The 16212-nt window shown below is 53.8% G+C and carries 13 protein-coding genes; all 13 read right to left on the bottom strand.

The window, feature by feature from the left end; genetic code table 11:
* Nucleotides 1-21 precede the first annotated feature (21 nt).
* The 13 genes from M2400_RS07490 to hisC all read right to left on the bottom strand — a co-directional run bounded on the left by M2400_RS07490 (nucleotide 22) and on the right by hisC (nucleotide 16208).
* Entirely contained in the window at nucleotides 22-1002 is a 981-nt protein-coding gene (locus tag M2400_RS07490; protein ID WP_256348150.1) for a glycosyltransferase, read from the bottom strand.
* Nucleotides 1003-1083: 81 nt separating this feature from the next.
* Entirely contained in the window at nucleotides 1084-1998 is a 915-nt protein-coding gene (locus tag M2400_RS07485) for a GDP-mannose 4,6-dehydratase (RefSeq protein WP_259196079.1), read from the bottom strand.
* Nucleotides 1982-3019 carry a GDP-mannose 4,6-dehydratase gene (gene gmd, locus M2400_RS07480; protein WP_177045547.1) on the bottom strand — a complete coding sequence of 346 codons (1038 nt, stop codon included), beginning with the start codon at nucleotides 3017-3019 and terminating at the stop codon, nucleotides 1982-1984. The genes M2400_RS07485 and gmd overlap by 17 nt, the downstream gene beginning before the upstream one ends.
* A 26-nt stretch (nucleotides 3020-3045) precedes the next feature.
* Nucleotides 3046-4494, bottom strand: coding sequence for a mannose-1-phosphate guanylyltransferase/mannose-6-phosphate isomerase (locus M2400_RS07475; protein ID WP_259196080.1), 1449 nt, complete (start codon nucleotides 4492-4494; stop codon nucleotides 3046-3048).
* The gene (wecC, locus tag M2400_RS07470; RefSeq protein ID WP_177113283.1) at nucleotides 4491-5756 is read right to left on the bottom strand and encodes a UDP-N-acetyl-D-mannosamine dehydrogenase; all 1266 of its coding nucleotides are present in this window, start codon (nucleotides 5754-5756) and stop codon (nucleotides 4491-4493) included. Before wecC ends, M2400_RS07475 begins: the two co-directional genes overlap by 4 nt.
* Before the next feature lie 9 nt (nucleotides 5757-5765).
* Entirely contained in the window at nucleotides 5766-6896 is a 1131-nt protein-coding gene (gene wecB, locus M2400_RS07465; protein WP_177075639.1) for a non-hydrolyzing UDP-N-acetylglucosamine 2-epimerase, read from the bottom strand.
* A 783-nt stretch (nucleotides 6897-7679) separates the two neighbouring features.
* Nucleotides 7680-9062, bottom strand: a complete 1383-nt coding sequence (locus M2400_RS07460; RefSeq protein WP_177075641.1) for a Wzz/FepE/Etk N-terminal domain-containing protein — start codon at nucleotides 9060-9062, stop codon at nucleotides 7680-7682.
* Between the two features lie 389 nt (nucleotides 9063-9451).
* Nucleotides 9452-9697, bottom strand: a complete 246-nt coding sequence (locus M2400_RS07455; RefSeq protein WP_177045556.1) for a LapA family protein — start codon at nucleotides 9695-9697, stop codon at nucleotides 9452-9454.
* A 25-nt stretch (nucleotides 9698-9722) separates the two neighbouring features.
* On the bottom strand, nucleotides 9723-10019 hold the full coding sequence (gene ihfB, locus M2400_RS07450; protein WP_003218804.1) for an integration host factor subunit beta: 297 nt from the start codon (nucleotides 10017-10019) through the stop codon (nucleotides 9723-9725).
* 337 nt (nucleotides 10020-10356) lie between these two features.
* Entirely contained in the window at nucleotides 10357-12051 is a 1695-nt protein-coding gene (rpsA, locus tag M2400_RS07445) for a 30S ribosomal protein S1 (protein WP_003218806.1), read from the bottom strand.
* Between the two features lie 119 nt (nucleotides 12052-12170).
* Entirely contained in the window at nucleotides 12171-12860 is a 690-nt protein-coding gene (gene cmk, locus M2400_RS07440) for a (d)CMP kinase (protein ID WP_016971485.1), read from the bottom strand.
* Nucleotides 12857-15067: a bifunctional prephenate dehydrogenase/3-phosphoshikimate 1-carboxyvinyltransferase gene (locus M2400_RS07435; protein WP_259196181.1), complete on the bottom strand. Its 2211-nt coding sequence runs from the start codon at nucleotides 15065-15067 to the stop codon at nucleotides 12857-12859. Before M2400_RS07435 ends, cmk begins: the two co-directional genes overlap by 4 nt.
* Before the next feature lie 28 nt (nucleotides 15068-15095).
* On the bottom strand, nucleotides 15096-16208 hold the full coding sequence (gene hisC, locus M2400_RS07430) for a histidinol-phosphate transaminase (protein ID WP_259196081.1): 1113 nt from the start codon (nucleotides 16206-16208) through the stop codon (nucleotides 15096-15098).
* Nucleotides 16209-16212: the final 4 nt, after the last annotated feature.

Raw genomic sequence — 16212 nt, 5'->3', positions numbered from 1 at the left:
CACTATCAACGAAGCTCTCCTTTATTTCACCAGCGACAAGGAATCCAGGACATTTTTAAGCGCCACACGACGAGCTGCGATGGAATAATTGGAAGAAATCCACTGATGCCTGGCTTTGGCATCTTCAGCGCAAGTCGGCGTGGCGACAACCGCCTCCATGGCCGCAGCAATTTCTTCCTGGCTATCTGGTTGAACCCAGTAAGCGAAGTCACCCGCGACCTCAGGCACCGCGCCCCGAGGCGAAGTTATCACTCGCGCTCCACACGCCAGGGCCTCGCCGATCGCATGCCCGAAACCTTCATAAAGCGTTGGTTGAACATAGGCCAGGCAATTGCGGTAATGGTGCAGCTTCTCTTCATCGGAGATCATCCCGACAAACTCCACCTTGTCTCCTACACCCAGGCGCTGCGCCAGGTCTTTTAGTTCCTGCAGGTAGTCACCATGCTTACCAGCAACAACCAGTCGAAGATGACGTGCGTTAGCCGAAACCTTTGCAAACGCCTCAATCGTCGGAATGAGCCCTTTACGAATGGCATTTGTACGACTTGTCCAGGTCACCGTAAAAAAGTAATCCGATCCAACCGCCGGAAGCTCGCTAGGAGAATAGTAGTCTGTATCGATCGCCAGCGTTGCGTACACTGGGTTTCTGACCGGCAGGTTGGTTGTGACTTCCTCACACTCAGATCTTGAGATAAACAGGTTTCGATCAGCCAACAACAGCGAGGTGCGCAGTACTGCCTTCTGCCATAACGGGCGGTCCAGGTAACACAGACCCGGAATTTCCTTCCGGCAGGTGGAATAGTCAAAGGCCCCAGTTACAATTACTGGACGACGACGTAGTTTTCCGGCAAGCAACGGAAGCGGTGAATGCCCCCACCACCAACAAAAATAGAGATCCGCCTTCCAATCTAATGTGCCCGGCGTCCCCGACAAAACGACTTCGTGTCCAAGCTCCTTGAGAATACGAATATCGACCCGATAAAATTCGACTTTATCAAACATCTCGCGCCAATTAGCGTGAGCGGACATATTAGCAAAAAAACATATACGCACAGTGCACCAACCCGTTACCAGCCACCAGTATTAAACAACCACCTTCTGCTGATACATTGAAAGCAATGTATCGTGCAAATTAGGCACATCAATTTCACCCACCGCATCAAAGAGCTTGGCCGGACTACCGTAAAGCTCTTTAACTTCATCTTCCCTGACAAAGGCAGGATCAACTATTATCGTTGGCCGATAACCTGCAATCTGTGCCATTTCATCAATCACGCTCAGTAAAGAAATGCTGCGACCTGAGCAAATATTTATAAACTCACCGCGTTGATCAGACGTCAACAGCCTCGAATAGGCCTCCACCACAAAACCGACATCAGACAAGTCCCGGGAAACATCCAGGTTGCCTAGCCTGAGTTCCTTTTCCCCACGAGCAAACGCGCCCACGATCTTGGAGAAAACGAATGACTCCGACTGGCCTGGTCCGGTGTAGTTGAATGGCCGCACCACCAATATAGGCATACGAGAAAACCACTTGCGGACCAGGGCCTCCATCGTCAGCTTGCTCAATGCGTAATGGTTAACGGGCTGCGGTTCACTGCTCTCTGAAATGGGCGATGAAATGGCGTTTCCGTAAATATTTGCACTGCTTGCAATGATGATTTTCTCAACAGCCACCGCTGCCTCCTTAATCGCATTAAGAAGGCTTTCCGTACCCAACACATTGACCCGGTAGTATGACAAGGCATCGCTGCCAGTGACATGCGCCAGCGCGGCCAAATGAATAATATGAGTGGGTTGAACCTGCTTGATCCAACCACTGAGCCGCTCCGTGTCATTCAGGTCCGCGTCCAGATGGTCAAACTCACACGCCAGCCGCTCCCCTCCCAGGCCGGCGACCCGCCAGCCAGCTTGGGTGAGGCTTTCCGCCAAGTGCTTCCCGGTGAAACCTGAGAGCCCTGTAATCAGTACTGTCCGATCGTTACTTTGAAGTGCCATTGCGAACCCTTCTCAAGTCAGCTTCAACCATCAACTGGCACAGTTGCTCCAGCGTCGTTTCTGGTTCCCAGCCTAACCGCTCTTTTGCAAAGGACGCATCGCCAATCAACAACTCTACTTCCGCAGGTCGATAGAAGCGTGGATTGACTTTTACCCGGGTGACGCCGGTCCGACGATCAACGCCGAATTCATTCTCGCCACTTCCGGACCAATCAATATCAACGCCTACAGCTTTGAAGCTCATGGCAACAAAATCACGAACAGTTTCCGTGCGATTTGTGGCCAGCACAAATGTTTCCGGCGTGTCGATTTGCAACATCCGGTGCATGCCATCTACATACTCTTTAGCAAAACCCCAGTCTCGTTTGGCATCCATGTTTCCAAGTTCCAAGACTTGCTGCTCGCCCATTTCGATACTGGCTACAGCATCGGTAATTTTCCGAGTAACAAACTCTTTTCCTCGCAGCGGAGACTCATGGTTGAACAGAATGCCGCTGGTGGCAAAAATGCCATATGACTCGCGATAATTAATGGTTGTCCAATGCGCAAACAACTTCGCAACGCCGTAAGGACTACGCGGGTAGAAGGGTGTGCTTTCAGATTGAGGAACAGCCTGTACCAATCCAAACATTTCAGATGTCGAAGCTTGATAGAAGCGAATCTTCGGATTTACTATTCGGATCGCTTCCAGCAAATTAAGCGCACCGACACCCGTAATCTGCGCGGTTGTAATAGGCTGATCGAAGGAAACACCTACGAAGCTTTGAGCCGCCAGGTTATACACCTCGTCCGGGGCGCAATTCTGAATTAAACGAATGGTCCCGGAGAGGTCAGTCAAATCAAATTCGACGAGGTGAAGATCATCATGCCCAAAAACGCCAAGTTCCTCTAATCGCCAGAAACTTACAGAACTTGTCCGGCGATAGGCGCCATAAACCTTATACCCCTTGGACAGCAGCAGTTCGACAAGGTAAGCCCCATCCTGACCTGTAACACCAGTAACCAGCGCATGCTTCTGCATCTGTACAACTCCTAAAAATTTAAGCCTTAAACACGTCCATAGGTATCGTCAAATCGAACAATATCATCCTCACCCAAGTACGTTCCTGACTGCACCTCAATGATCTCAAGAGGAATGGTGCCGGGATTGGAAAGGCGATGAACATGGCCAATAGGGATATAAGTACTCTGGTTCTCGTTCAGCTGAAAAACGCGATCTTCACAGGTGACCTCAGCGGTGCCAGACACAACAATCCAGTGTTCCGCGCGGTGGTAATGCTTCTGCAAACTCAATGTTGCTTTCGGCTTCACCAGTATTCGCTTCACCTGAAAGCGCGAGCCGGAATCTATGCTGTCGTACCAGCCCCAGGGGCGATGAACACGACGATGAAGCTTTGACTCTGGCCTGGCCTTGACATTCAATGCTTCGACAATGGCCTTGACACCCTGGCTACGGTCTTTATCCGCAACCAATACCGCATCAGGCGTTTCGACAATAACAATATTTTCAAGCCCCACGGCCGTTACCAAACGGTGAGAGGCGTAAACCAATGTATTGGAGCTGGAGTCTATGATTACATCGCCATGAGTAGCGTTTTGTTTTTCGTCCTTTTCACTCGAACGCCAAACAGCATCCCATGCACCCAGATCAGACCAACCGGCGTCCATCGTCAGCATTTTTAGCGTCAGACCGGCTGAAGGCGTTTTCGCACAATGCTCAATCACGGCGTAGTCAATTGACTCTGGCGGTATCAGGGAGAACGCTTCGAGTTGTGGTCGAATAAACCCATTATCCTGAACTCGGCCCTTCCACGCGGCTTCAGTGGCATCGAAGATGTCCCTTCTGAACGCGCTCAGTGCTTTCAACCAGACTGACGCACGCAGCACAAAAATGCCGCTATTCCAGAAATAGCTTCCATCTTCCAGGTATTTTTCTGCAGTTGACCGCTCAGGTTTTTCAACAAACGCGTCCACCCTCTTGACGTTAGAGGGATCTGCCGAGTGGATATAACCATAACCCGTTTCAGGACGGTCAGGCGTGATCCCCAAGATCACAATGCTGCCGTCTTTTGCAACGTCGATAGCTTTACTGACCGTATCAGTAAAGGCTTGAATATCGAGAATCATCTGATCGGCCGGGACAACAACCAGGACAGGGTCAACTTCCTGACCCACTTCATCGCGCGCATAGAGCGCCGCCAACGTAAGCGCAGGAGCAGTATTGCGTCCTACCGGCTCAAGAATGACTACAGCTGTAGAAACGCTCATCTCCCGTATCTGGTCGAGACACAGGAAACGATGCTCATCATTGGCAACGATGCATGGGGCCAGCAAATCCGAGCCTTGACCGCCGATCTTCAACAGTCGGGCAATAGCCTGCTGAAACAACGTCTCTCGCCCCGAAATTGCCAGAAACTGCTTGGGGTAAAGAGTTCTGCTAAGCGGCCAGAGCCTCGTTCCAGAGCCCCCAGACATAATAACAGGAAGAATTTTCATACAAGCCAGATTCCCCGAGTATCAACAATCTGACGCCCCTGGAGAAGTGAAGAAGGAACACTTTTGAATGGCTTGTGATCCACTAACAACAATAAGACATCCGCTCGCTCAAACGCTTCTTCTATTGTGCATAACTCAACATTCGGCAACGTCGCAGGCAGAGAATCAATATTAGGTTCTACGACAATAACTTTCCCGGCGTGACGGTTTGAGATATTTTTCGTAATTTCCAGAGATGGACTTTCACGCAGGTCGTCAATATCGGGCTTGAATGCCAGGCCGAAGCACGCAATAACAATGTCTTTTTCCGACTTCTCGGGGTGACTCGACAGATGATCGGCCACAGCAGCATCAACCTTTTCAATAACCCACGATGGTTTCGAGTCATTGACCTCACGTGCCGTTTTGATCAGTTTCGCCTGACCATCAGCCTGGCTGACGATGAACCAAGGGTCAACGGCGATGCAGTGTCCACCCACGCCAGGCCCTGGCTGGAGAATATTAACGCGAGGGTGCCGGTTGGCAAGCTTGATAAGCTCCCAGACGTCGACATCAAACTTATCGCATATCATCGACAATTCGTTCGCGAAGGCGATGTTGACATCGCGAAAGCTGTTCTCTGTCAACTTGCACATTTCTGCGGTTCGGGCATTGGTGATAATACACTCGCCCTCTACAAACAACTTGTAGAGACGTGTCGCCGCGTCCGAGCACTTGGGGGTCATCCCGCCAATGACTCGATCATTCTGTACCAACTCACGCAAAACATGACCTGGAAGTACACGCTCAGGGCAGTGCGCAACGCGAACGTCCGACGCCTCGCCATGGGTCTGCGGAAACGTCAGGTCAGGACGTGCTTCAGCCAGCCACGACGCCATCTTTTCGGTCGCTCCCACCGGTGAGGTGGACTCAAGAATGACCAGGTCACCCTTTTTCAGTACTGGCGCAATGGATTTGCTTGCGGACTCAATGTAAGAAAGATCTGGAGCATGACCATCCTTGAACGGAGTGGGCACGGCAATCAGGAAAGCATCCGCCGGCTCTGGTCGAGTGCTCGCGCGCAGATACCCCTCGGTCACGGCCGCATGCACGACTATGTCCAAATCAGGCTCAACGATATGAATCTGTCCACCGTTGATCGTGTCGACGGCCTTTTGATTAACGTCGACACCAATGACCTTTAACTTTCGCGCGGCAAAAACGGCTGCGGTTGGCAAACCAATGTAGCCCAGACCAATGACAGAAATAGTGGAAAATTCCATGACCAAACCTTAATTTTTGAAAGTGGCTAGAGCATTAACAATGCGCACGCAGGCATTACCATCACCATAAGGATTATGAGCAAAGCTCATTTCCTCGTAAGCCTTTTGATCAAGTAAAAGCTCACGCAAATGGTGAACTATCTTGTCCTTCTCTGTACCGACCAATCTGACGGTACCGGCCTCAATCGCCTCAGGCCGCTCAGTAGTGTCCCGCATTACCAGGACAGGCTTGCCCAAAGAAGGAGCCTCTTCCTGCACGCCACCGGAATCAGTCAGAATCAAATACGACCGATTCATCAAATATACGAAAGGCAGATAATCCAAGGGTTCTATGAGGTGAATATTTTTTATGCCAGCCAACAAACGATTGACCGGTTCACGGACATTTGGATTTAAATGAACAGGGTAGACAATCTCGACATCATCAAACTCATGGGCAATCGTAGCCAACGAACTGCAAATTCTTTCGAATCCATCGCCGAAGCTTTCACGTCGATGCCCTGTCACGAGGATGACGCGGCGCTGAGTGGGTAAAAAAGCGAACTGCTGAGAAAATTTCTGCTTTAACTGTTCATTGGACTCGAGCTTCTGGACGACCTCAAGCAGAGCGTCAATTACAGTATTTCCCGTCACATGAATTGCGTCAGGTGCAACCCCTTCACGCAGTAAATTCTGCTCCGATCTTTCGGTAGGAGCGAAGTGAAGACACGCGAGCGCTCCCGTCAACTTTCGATTGGCCTCTTCCGGCCAGGGAGAGTATAAATTCCCGGTACGAAGTCCTGCTTCGATATGAGCGACAGGAATTTGCTGATAATACGCCGCCAATGTAGTTGCAAAGGTCGTGGCGGTATCACCATGCACCAAAACAATATCCGGCCGATAGGTCCGGAAGATTTCCTTCATTCCCTGAAGAATACCAGTTGTCACATCGGTAAGGTCTTGACCCGACTTCATGATATTCAGATCAAAGTCAGGCTCAAGTTTAAATAACTCTAACACTTGATCCAGCATTTCACGGTGTTGGCCCGTGACGCAGATTTTGGCCTCAAAACGCTCATCTGCATTCAACGCTAAAGCTAATGGAGCCATTTTTATAGCTTCCGGTCGCGTACCGAAAACACTCAAGATCTTTAAAGTCATTAGATTACCAACGATTCCATATCATTATTTAGTCAGAGAATCAGTCTGGAAACCAGCAACGCTGCCTTGCTCCTGCCTGACCTACCGATTACGCGCAAGCGACCTTTTGCCGCTCCAACTGCAACCACTTCTGCTCTGCAGCATATCATCACCAAGCGTGCCGACATAACGCCTCGCTGGTCCCCTATACTGCGTATGAGACCCCACCACCCCTGCCCAGTTCAGGACCGGACAACGTTTTACCGCAACATTTGCAATGCGTCGTTTCACGGCAGCGGCGCGTCGCAACCATTCATTGAAATTGGGTCGTTGTCCCATAAGGATCCCGCCCCATCTGTATATTCCCCGTGACGATTGAGCCCACGCTCGACCGTACCACCTAGCTCATTGGTGCTCGCCGGCGCACTTCGCGCAGCCAACCTGAGCAGGCCGCACCTTTATCCAACTCTCACCAGATACTAGCCATAAGCCACTAATCAAGAAGTCACACGCAAATCAGTGACATCAAACCTCGTTGGCCGGCGCAACCTTCAACTATTAAGCTAACAATATAAACTTGCGCAGCACGCTTGACCGCACGCACAAGTAAATACAGATCAAACATCGAAACGTCATGAAGACCCGTCGCGAAATTCAGGTAACTTCCGATAGTCGAAAGCCGCCCAGAAGAGCCTTTCAGATGACCGTTCAGATTTGCGCTGGCGTGTAATATAGATTCCGCACGAAAACAAGACATACGGCCCGGGGGAAGCACGTGAGGCGAAAGGCTTCACGTGCGTGGAATTATTTTTGGAGTAACTTATTGCCAAGCTCTTGTTGCCGATCCAGCTGAGCGGCCCCGGAGCCCGAGGACTGAAGAAGCGAAGCTGCCAGGTCGTGCCTATCGTGCTCTGTATTAACCCGAGCAGCACGTAACGCCTGCCTGACCAGCGCAATACCTATCGCGGCAACAGCGCCGAAGAGCAGGCCAAGCAAAATGATCAATGGGCGATTAGGACTCGACGGAACCAGTGGCTCAAGGGCTTGCTGGTCAATGCTCACCAACTTCAGCTTCGCCATATCAATATTCAGACTGCTCAAGCGGAAAATCTCTGTTCGCAGCGGTTGAACACCCGCAAGAAAGATATCTTCATTTTTTCGAGCATCCAGCACTTCAACCTCTCGGTTGGAGGCCAGCAACTGAAGCTCCTTGGCGATTTGAGCGATGCGCGACTCGGTAAAGTCGTCCGACTTCCGCGACTGCAATGCAGCAAGCTCAGCCTTAAGCGCATCCACCCCCATAAAATAGAGCGGAATCTGCTGATTGTTCACTTCAGTACGCATCACACTGCCAGCACCTGTTACAGCCGATTCGCCAAGTGAGGAAGGCGTAGCTGGCTTTTGAATACCCAAGGAACGGGCAATCCCTATTGCCTCATTCAGTTGAGCGATACGGTCACTACGCAAGGTCTTCAGCTGAGACCGCAGCGCCTTCAACTCATCTTGCAATTGCGCCCGCCTCAAGGAGTCGGATTCTCGCAATGATGCTATTTTGGCTTCTTTTTCAATATCGTAGTTTGAGCGAGCCGAATCGAGCTTGCCGTTAAGCTCCCTCAAACGGTTTTTAGCGATCACATTCAAATCAGCCGTGATGCGCTCGCGCTCACTTGCGATAGCGTAGTCGACAAAGCCATTAAGAATAGAGACGCCGTCGACGCCTTTCGGATACATCATCTCGAGCTTGATGTAGGCACTCAGCGAATTTTTCTTATCTGCATCAGGAAGAATCAAACGGATAGAGTCATGATTGAATTCTTGAAAACTCTGCTCCAGCGTCTGCCCAGGACGAACAAACTTCTCGAAAAGCTTCTGATTTTTCCTGAAATAGCCCAGACGGGTATCATAGGAGTCAAGTGCCGCGCCTACTTTGAGGAGCGCTTCGGAAGGAGGTAGTTGATAAATCTCTGAACGATTTAACGCATCTAAATCATTAATAGCGGCAGGACGCAAAACACTGCTGACTTTATATAAAGGATCAGCTAAAAATGCGTAGGATGCAGCAATCAATCCCGCGCCGATGGTGACAAAAAGCAGAAGTTTTTTTTGTTGCCAGACAGACGCGAAAAGCCGCACAAAATCAATTTCTTCGGATGATCGAACCGGGGGAGCACGGAAGCTACTACTCACAACAAAAACCTGCCTTCAAAGAGAAACTGCGGGCTCGTTATGCAGACAAAATTGTGTATTTTTATTCTAGTTATATGACCGAAAAACCCAGCGTCGCTGCCGAGTTTTGAGCGCAAAAAATGCCTGTTATCGAGAACAGATTCCATTCTGCCATCTCGCTGACATATTACAAGTCTTGACTTATCCGTAGGGCGCTTCCTTAACACCTAGGGGCAACCCTGATAAAGGTCGTCCGAGAAGGACAAGAAAGAAAATTTTGTAGCAACGAGACAATAATCAGTGGTATCGCCGGATTTACCACCTGCCAGATCACTCCAAGCACTGATGTGTACTGCACGAGAATCGTCCGACGAACGGTTCAGGAGTTCACTGCAATACCCATGGAAGCTCTACCCGCGCCCTGCAGTCATAGACTTTTCACGTCGATTCCATCCAACGATGACACTTAACAGCGGCCCCAGCAGCATTCCAATTATCAAGGCCACCACCACAAACACCGATACGGGCATCTGCCCGGTCACCAACCCCAGGAATGAAAGAGACACACCCTGCTGGTTTTCCAGCACGAACCCTAACACTGCCAGCACGACAATCAGCATCGCCAGCACGAGAACAACGCGCTTAATCCCACGCATAACCTTCTCCTACCCCAAAAAACACTCAGACGCCTTCTTCTTCGTCTTCGTTCACCCGGTCCCGCAATTCCTTCCCCGGCTTGAAGTGAGGCACGAACTTGCCATCGAGGCTAACGGATTGGCCAGTCTTCGGATTACGCCCCACACGCGGCGCCCGATAATGCAGCGAAAAGCTACCAAACCCACGAATCTCAATCCGATCGCCGGTAGCAAGACACTGGGACATCTGCTCAAGCATGGTCTTGATGGCCAGCTCCACATCCTTGGATGAGAGCAGCCCTTGATGGGTGACAATTCGTTCGATCAACTCCGACTTCGTCATATTTTTCCCTTCTTTTTCAAGCAGCTAGGAAAAGCGCTTCGAAGGTTTTAGCATGACCGGAGGAATTTGAACAGCCCAAGTATTGACTTATATTCAAAGAGTTGGGGCGTAACTCTCGGAGCCACAGCTTTAGAGCCCACCACCCCTCGCCTCGCGTAGAGGCACAGAAGCCACTCAAGCGTGGTAACTGGCTGAGGGAGCCTATGAGCGCGAATGCGCTACCAGCAAGACCACAGCGCGCCAGCTGCAGAACACCCAGACGAAGTTCGCGCAACACCAAATCCCAGGCACAAAAAAGGGCGACCGAAGTCGCCCTTTTTCTATGGTCTGACAGAACTTAGTTCTGTTTTTCCATTTGTGCACGCAGCAGGTCGCCCAGAGTGGTAGGACCAGCAGAAGGCTCAGAGGTAGCTGGCTTGTCGCGCAGGCTCTGGATGGCTTCTTTCTCTTCAGCATCGTCTTTCGACTTGATGGAGAGCTGGATTACGCGGCTCTTGCGGTCAACGCTGATGATCTTGGCTTCTACTTCTTCGCCTTCTTTCAGAACGTTGCGCGCGTCTTCAACGCGGTCACGGCTGATTTCGGAGGCTTTCAGAGTCGCTTCGATATCGTCGGCCAGAGTGATGATGGCGCCTTTGGCGTCAACTTCTTTCACGATGCCTTTAACGATTGCGCCTTTGTCGTTCTCTTGAACGTACTCGGAGAACGGATCGCTTTCCAGTTGCTTGATACCCAGGGAGATGCGCTCGCGCTCTGGGTCAACCGACAGGATAACGGTGTCCAGCTCGTCGCCCTTCTTGAAACGACGAACAGCTTCTTCGCCCACTTCGTTCCAGGAGATGTCGGACAGGTGAACCAGGCCGTCGATGCCGCCGTCCAGACCAATGAAGATACCGAAATCGGTGATCGACTTGATGGTGCCGGAGATTTTATCGCCCTTGTTGAACTGGCCAGAGAAATCTTCCCATGGGTTAGATTTGCACTGCTTGATGCCGAGGGAGATACGACGACGCTCTTCGTCGATGTCCAGAACCATAACTTCCACTTCGTCGCCGACTTGTACGACTTTCGAAGGGTGGATGTTCTTGTTGGTCCAGTCCATTTCGGAAACGTGTACCAGGCCTTCCACGCCTTCTTCCAGCTCTGCGAAGCAGCCGTAGTCGGTCAGGTTGGTAACACGCGCGGTGACGCGAGTGCTTTCTGGGTAACGAGCCTTGATAGCGACCCATGGATCTTCGCCCAGCTGTTTCAAGCCCAGGGAGACACGGTTGCGCTCACGATCGTACTTCAGAACCTTGACATCGATCTCGTCGCCAACGTTGACGATTTCCGATGGATGCTTGATACGCTTCCAAGCCATGTCGGTAATGTGCAGCAGGCCATCGACGCCACCCAGATCGACGAATGCGCCGTAATCGGTGAGGTTCTTGACGATACCTTTGACTTGTTGGCCTTCCTGCAGGGATTCCAGCAGAGCTTCACGCTCGGCGGAGTTCTCTGCTTCCAGGACGCTGCGACGGGAAACGACAACGTTGTTGCGTTTCTGGTCGAGCTTGATGACCTTGAATTCGAGTTCTTTGCCTTCCAGGTGCGTGGTGTCGCGCACAGGACGAACGTCGACCAAAGAACCTGGCAGGAACGCACGGATGCCGTTAACGTCGACAGTGAAGCCGCCTTTAACCTTACCGTTGATAACGCCCTTGACCACTTCTTCAGCTGCGAAGGCTGCTTCGAGAACAATCCAGCATTCAGCGCGCTTGGCTTTTTCACGGGACAGCTTGGTTTCACCGAAACCGTCTTCAACCGAGTCCAGAGCAACGTGAACTTCGTCACCGACATTGATAGTCAGGTCGCCAGCATCGTTGTAGAACTGTTCCAGCGGGATCAGAGCTTCAGACTTCAGACCAGCGTGAACGGTTACCCAGCGAGCTTGGTAATCGATATCAACAATAACACCGGTGATGATGGAGCCTGCCTGAAGGTTCAGGGTTTTTAGGCTTTCTTCAAAGAGTTCCGCAAAGCTTTCGCTCATTTTAATTCCTGTTGATAAGGGCGAAGAATACGCCCATCTCCACACCCCAGACGGTGTGGGTTAGTTTCAATTAGAAGAAGCACCGCAGGACTATGACTGGTCCCCTGCAGCCTTCTTGGTCACCCGGCGATATCGCGAATGGCGATTTCACTCAAGATGCGTTCCAGCACCTGCTCGATGGACAACTCCGTGGAATCCAGCTGTATGGCGTCAGCCGCCGGCTTGAGCGGGGCTACCGCACGCTGGGTATCACGCTCATCGCGTGCACGGATCTCATCTAGCAGACTCGACAGACTAACACCATCGACTTTGCCCTTCAACTGCAAGTAACGGCGACGGGCCCGCTCCTCGGCGCTGGCAGTCAGGAAAATCTTCAGTGGCGCATCGGGAAACACCACCGTGCCCATGTCGCGGCCGTCAGCCACAAGGCCCGGCGGTTCCTGGAAAGCCCGCTGGCGCTGCAGCAAAGCGTCGCGCACCGCAGGCAGTGCGGCGACCTGGGAAGCCCAGGAACCGACCTGCTCGTTACGTAGATCATCGGTCACATCATCCCCTTCCAGGATGATGCGCTGGGGATGACCTTCCGTCGCCCCGACGAACTGCACATCAAGGTGCGCAGCCAACAACTTCAGCGATTCTTCGTTGGTCAGGTCGACGCCATGGTTGCGGGCCGCAAAGGCCAGCAAGCGGTACAGCGCCCCGGAATCCAACAGGCACCAGCCCAGGCGCTTGGCCAGGATGCCGGCGATCGTGCCTTTGCCCGAGCCACTTGGCCCGTCGATGGTAATCACCGGTGCTTTGATATTCACAATTGAGCCTCTTGGGCTACACGGAGGCCGACTTGGGCACACAGTGTAAGAAAATTCGGAAAAGACGTAGCCACGTTGGCACAGTCATGGATACGAATCGGCGCAGCCGCTCGCAGGGATGCCACGCTGAAGGCCATGGCAATCCGGTGATCTCCATGGGCATGGACCTCACCACCACCTATCACGCCACCCTCGATGATAATCCCATCAGGTGTTGGTTCACACTTCACACCCAGGGCCAGCAGACCGTCGGCCATGACCTGGATCCGGTCAGACTCCTTGACCCGCAGCTCCTCTGCCCCGCGCAGTACCGTCCGGCCTTCGGCACACGCCGCAGCCACGAACAGTACCGGAAACTCATCGATAGCCAACGGAACCAGGGCTTCGGGAATCTCGATACCCTTCAACGCCGCCGCACGAACACGCAGGTCAGCAACCGGCTCACCACCGACCTCGCGCTGGTTTTCCAGGGTGATATCCGCCCCCATCAGCCGCAGGATATCGATCACCCCGGTACGTGTCGGATTGATGCCCACATGCTCAAGCAAGAACTCGGAGCCTTCGGCAATCGATGCCGCCACCAGGAAAAACGCCGAGGAGGAAATATCACCCGGCACTTCAATATGGGTCGCAACAAGCGAGTGACCGGATTCGACCGAAGCCGTAGCACCCACCACCTCCACCGGATAACCAAAACCGCGCAACATCCGCTCGGTATGGTCGCGGGTCGGCGCCGGCTCGGTAATCGAGGTTTTACCCTCGGCATACAACCCGGCCAGCAACAGGCAGGATTTAACCTGGGCACTGGCCATCGGCAATGCGTAGGTCAGCCCTTTCAGTGCCTGGCCACCACGAATCGTCAGCGGCGGCCTGCCTTCCGGCCCGGTCTCGATCACCGCGCCCATTTCGCGCAATGGCTTGGCCACGCGATTCATTGGGCGCTTGGACAGCGACGCATCGCCCGTCAACACACTGTCGAAGCTCTGGGCCGCGAGCAAACCGGACAACAACCGCATGGAAGTGCCCGAATTACCGAGATAGATCGGGCCTGGCGCCGGCTTCAAGCCATGCAGGCCAACCCCATGAATGGTGACGCGCCCATGGTGCGGGCCTTCAATCACCACGCCCATGTCACGAAACGCCTGCAAGGTCGCCAGGGCGTCTTCGCCTTCCAGGAAGCCTTCCACCTCGGTGACACCGTCCGCCAGGGAGCCCAGCATGATCGAACGATGGGAGATCGATTTATCCCCAGGCACCCGAATCTGCCCGCTCAAGTGGCCACCGGGGCTGGCGAGGAAGACCAGATCATCCGCGTTTACAACAGCATCCATATAAGCCCGACGCGCCAGAATCTTGCTGAAATGCTCCCGCGCCACCCGCGCACGAGTGAACACGCCCAACAACTGATGCCCGTCGCCGGCATCGACCGCGTCGCGCAAGGCGTCAAGGTCGCTGCGGAATGTATCCAGAGTGCGCAACACTGCATCGCGGTTGGCGAGGAAGATGTCATGCCACATCACCGGGTCGCTGCCGGCGATCCGGGTAAAGTCGCGGAAGCCACCGGCGGCGTAACGGAAAATCTCGAGGTTCTCGTTGCGCTTGGCCAGCGAATCCACCAGGCCAAACGCCAGCAAATGCGGCAGATGACTGGTCGCCGCCAACACTTCATCGTGGCGCTCGACCTGCATGTGCTCGACATCCGCCCCCAGCTCGCGCCAGAGCCGATCCACCACGGCCAATGCCGCAGGATCGGTTTCATCCAGTGGCGTCAGAATCACTTTATGGCGGCGGAACAGCTGCGCATTGGAGGCTTCCACCCCGCTCTGCTCGGAACCGGCAATCGGGTGCCCCGGCACGAAGCGCGCAGGCATGCCACCAAAGGCCAGCCGGGCGGCACGAACGACATTGCCCTTGGCACTGCCGACGTCGGTCAGGATGGCTTGTCCAAGGTCCATGCCAGCCAACAGCGCCAGCAACTTCTCCATGGCCAGGATCGGCACCGCCAACTGAATGACATCCGCGCCCCGGCAGGCAACCGCAAGGTCCGCCTCACAGCGATCCACCACGCCCAATTCAACCGCCAACTTGCGCGATTGCGGGTCCAGGTCCACACCGACCACTTCGCCACACAGGCCGCTTTCCCGCAGGCCCTTGGCGAAGGAGCCGCCGATCAATCCCAGACCGACCACCACCAGGCGACCGATCATAGGCACAGCAGGTTGCAATGCAGTGACATCAACCACGAGCCAGAACCTTGGCCAGCGCCTCAAGGAAGCGACTGTTTTCAGCAGGCAAACCGATGGTGATACGCAGGTGGTTCGGCATGCCGTAGTTGGCCACCGGACGCACGATCACGCCTTCGCGCAGCAGGCCCTGGAACACCGGCGCCGCTACCTGGCCGAGATCGACACAGATGAAGTTGCCCTTGGACGGAATCCAGCCCAGGCCCAGCTCACGGAAACCCTCCTGCAACTGCAGCATGCCGCTTTCGTTGAGGCGACGGCCTTCTTCCAGGTACTCGGCATCCTGCACCGCAGCGCAAGCCGCCTCCAGCGCCAGGCTGTTGACGTTGAAGGGCTGGCGAACACGGTTCAGCACATCGGCCACCACGGCGGTGGACAGGCCATAGCCAACCCGCAGCGACGCCAGGCCATAGGCCTTGGAGAAGGTGCGCGAGACCAGCAGGTTCGGATAAGCCGCGAGGAAGTCCAGGCCGTCCGGCAGGTCACTGCCTTCGGCGTACTCGATGTAAGCCTCGTCCAGCACCACCAGCACGTGCTCCGGCACCTCTTGCAGGAAGTTGTCCAGCACCTCGGCGCTGAACCAGGTACCGGTCGGGTTATTCGGGTTGGCGATAAACACGACGCGGGTCTGGTCATCGATGGCCGCCAGCATGGCCGGCAGGTCATGACCCCAGTCTTTCGCAGGAATCACGCGCGCCTCGGCGCCAACGGCCTGAGTGACGATCGGATAGACCGCAAACGCATGCTCACTGAACACCGCGTTCAGGCCAGTTGCCAGATAGGCGCGCCCGACCAGCTCCAGAATGTCGTTGGAACCGTTACCCAGGGTCACCTGGTTCAGCTCAACCCGGCATTTTTCCGCCAACAGGGACTTGAGCGCAAAGCCATTACCATCGGGATAGCGGGTCAGCTCGGCCAGCGCATCACGAATCGCGGCCAATACCTTGGGACTTGGGCCCATCGGGTTTTCGTTACTGGCCAGCTTTACGATCTTCGATGGATCCAGATTCAACTCACGCGCCAGCTCGTCCACAGGCTTGCCCGGAACGTAAGGCGACAGTTGTTGCACGCCCGGCTGCGCCAGGGCGAGGAAGTTGCCACTCATGTTA

The organism is Pseudomonas sp. BIGb0558 (assembly GCF_024807515.1).
In the GTDB taxonomy this organism is placed as follows: Bacteria; Pseudomonadota; Gammaproteobacteria; order Pseudomonadales; family Pseudomonadaceae; genus Aquipseudomonas; species Aquipseudomonas yamanorum_A.
The sequence above is the reverse complement of the archived record's forward strand: the minus strand, read 5'-3'. Positions and strand labels throughout refer to the sequence as shown.

What these genes read in the sequence shown, in the direction of transcription:
- M2400_RS07490 (WP_256348150.1), bottom strand. Translation starts at nt 1,002, where the DNA reads ATGTTTGATAAAGTCGAATTTTATCGGGTCGATATTCGTATTCTCAAG.
- M2400_RS07485 (WP_259196079.1), bottom strand. Translation starts at nt 1,998, where the DNA reads ATGGCACTTCAAAGTAACGATCGGACAGTACTGATTACAGGGCTCTCA.
- gmd (WP_177045547.1), bottom strand. Translation starts at nt 3,019, where the DNA reads ATGCAGAAGCATGCGCTGGTTACTGGTGTTACAGGTCAGGATGGGGCT.
- M2400_RS07475 (WP_259196080.1), bottom strand. Translation starts at nt 4,494, where the DNA reads ATGAAAATTCTTCCTGTTATTATGTCTGGGGGCTCTGGAACGAGGCTC.
- wecC (WP_177113283.1), bottom strand. Translation starts at nt 5,756, where the DNA reads ATGGAATTTTCCACTATTTCTGTCATTGGTCTGGGCTACATTGGTTTG.
- wecB (WP_177075639.1), bottom strand. Translation starts at nt 6,896, where the DNA reads ATGACTTTAAAGATCTTGAGTGTTTTCGGTACGCGACCGGAAGCTATA.
- M2400_RS07455 (WP_177045556.1), bottom strand. Translation starts at nt 9,697, where the DNA reads ATGCGTGGGATTAAGCGCGTTGTTCTCGTGCTGGCGATGCTGATTGTC.
- ihfB (WP_003218804.1), bottom strand. Translation starts at nt 10,019, where the DNA reads ATGACGAAGTCGGAGTTGATCGAACGAATTGTCACCCATCAAGGGCTG.
- rpsA (WP_003218806.1), bottom strand. Translation starts at nt 12,051, where the DNA reads ATGAGCGAAAGCTTTGCGGAACTCTTTGAAGAAAGCCTAAAAACCCTG.
- M2400_RS07435 (WP_259196181.1), bottom strand. Translation starts at nt 15,067, where the DNA reads ATGATCGGTCGCCTGGTGGTGGTCGGTCTGGGATTGATCGGCGGCTCC.
- hisC (WP_259196081.1), bottom strand. Translation starts at nt 16,208, where the DNA reads ATGAGTGGCAACTTCCTCGCCCTGGCGCAGCCGGGCGTGCAACAACTG.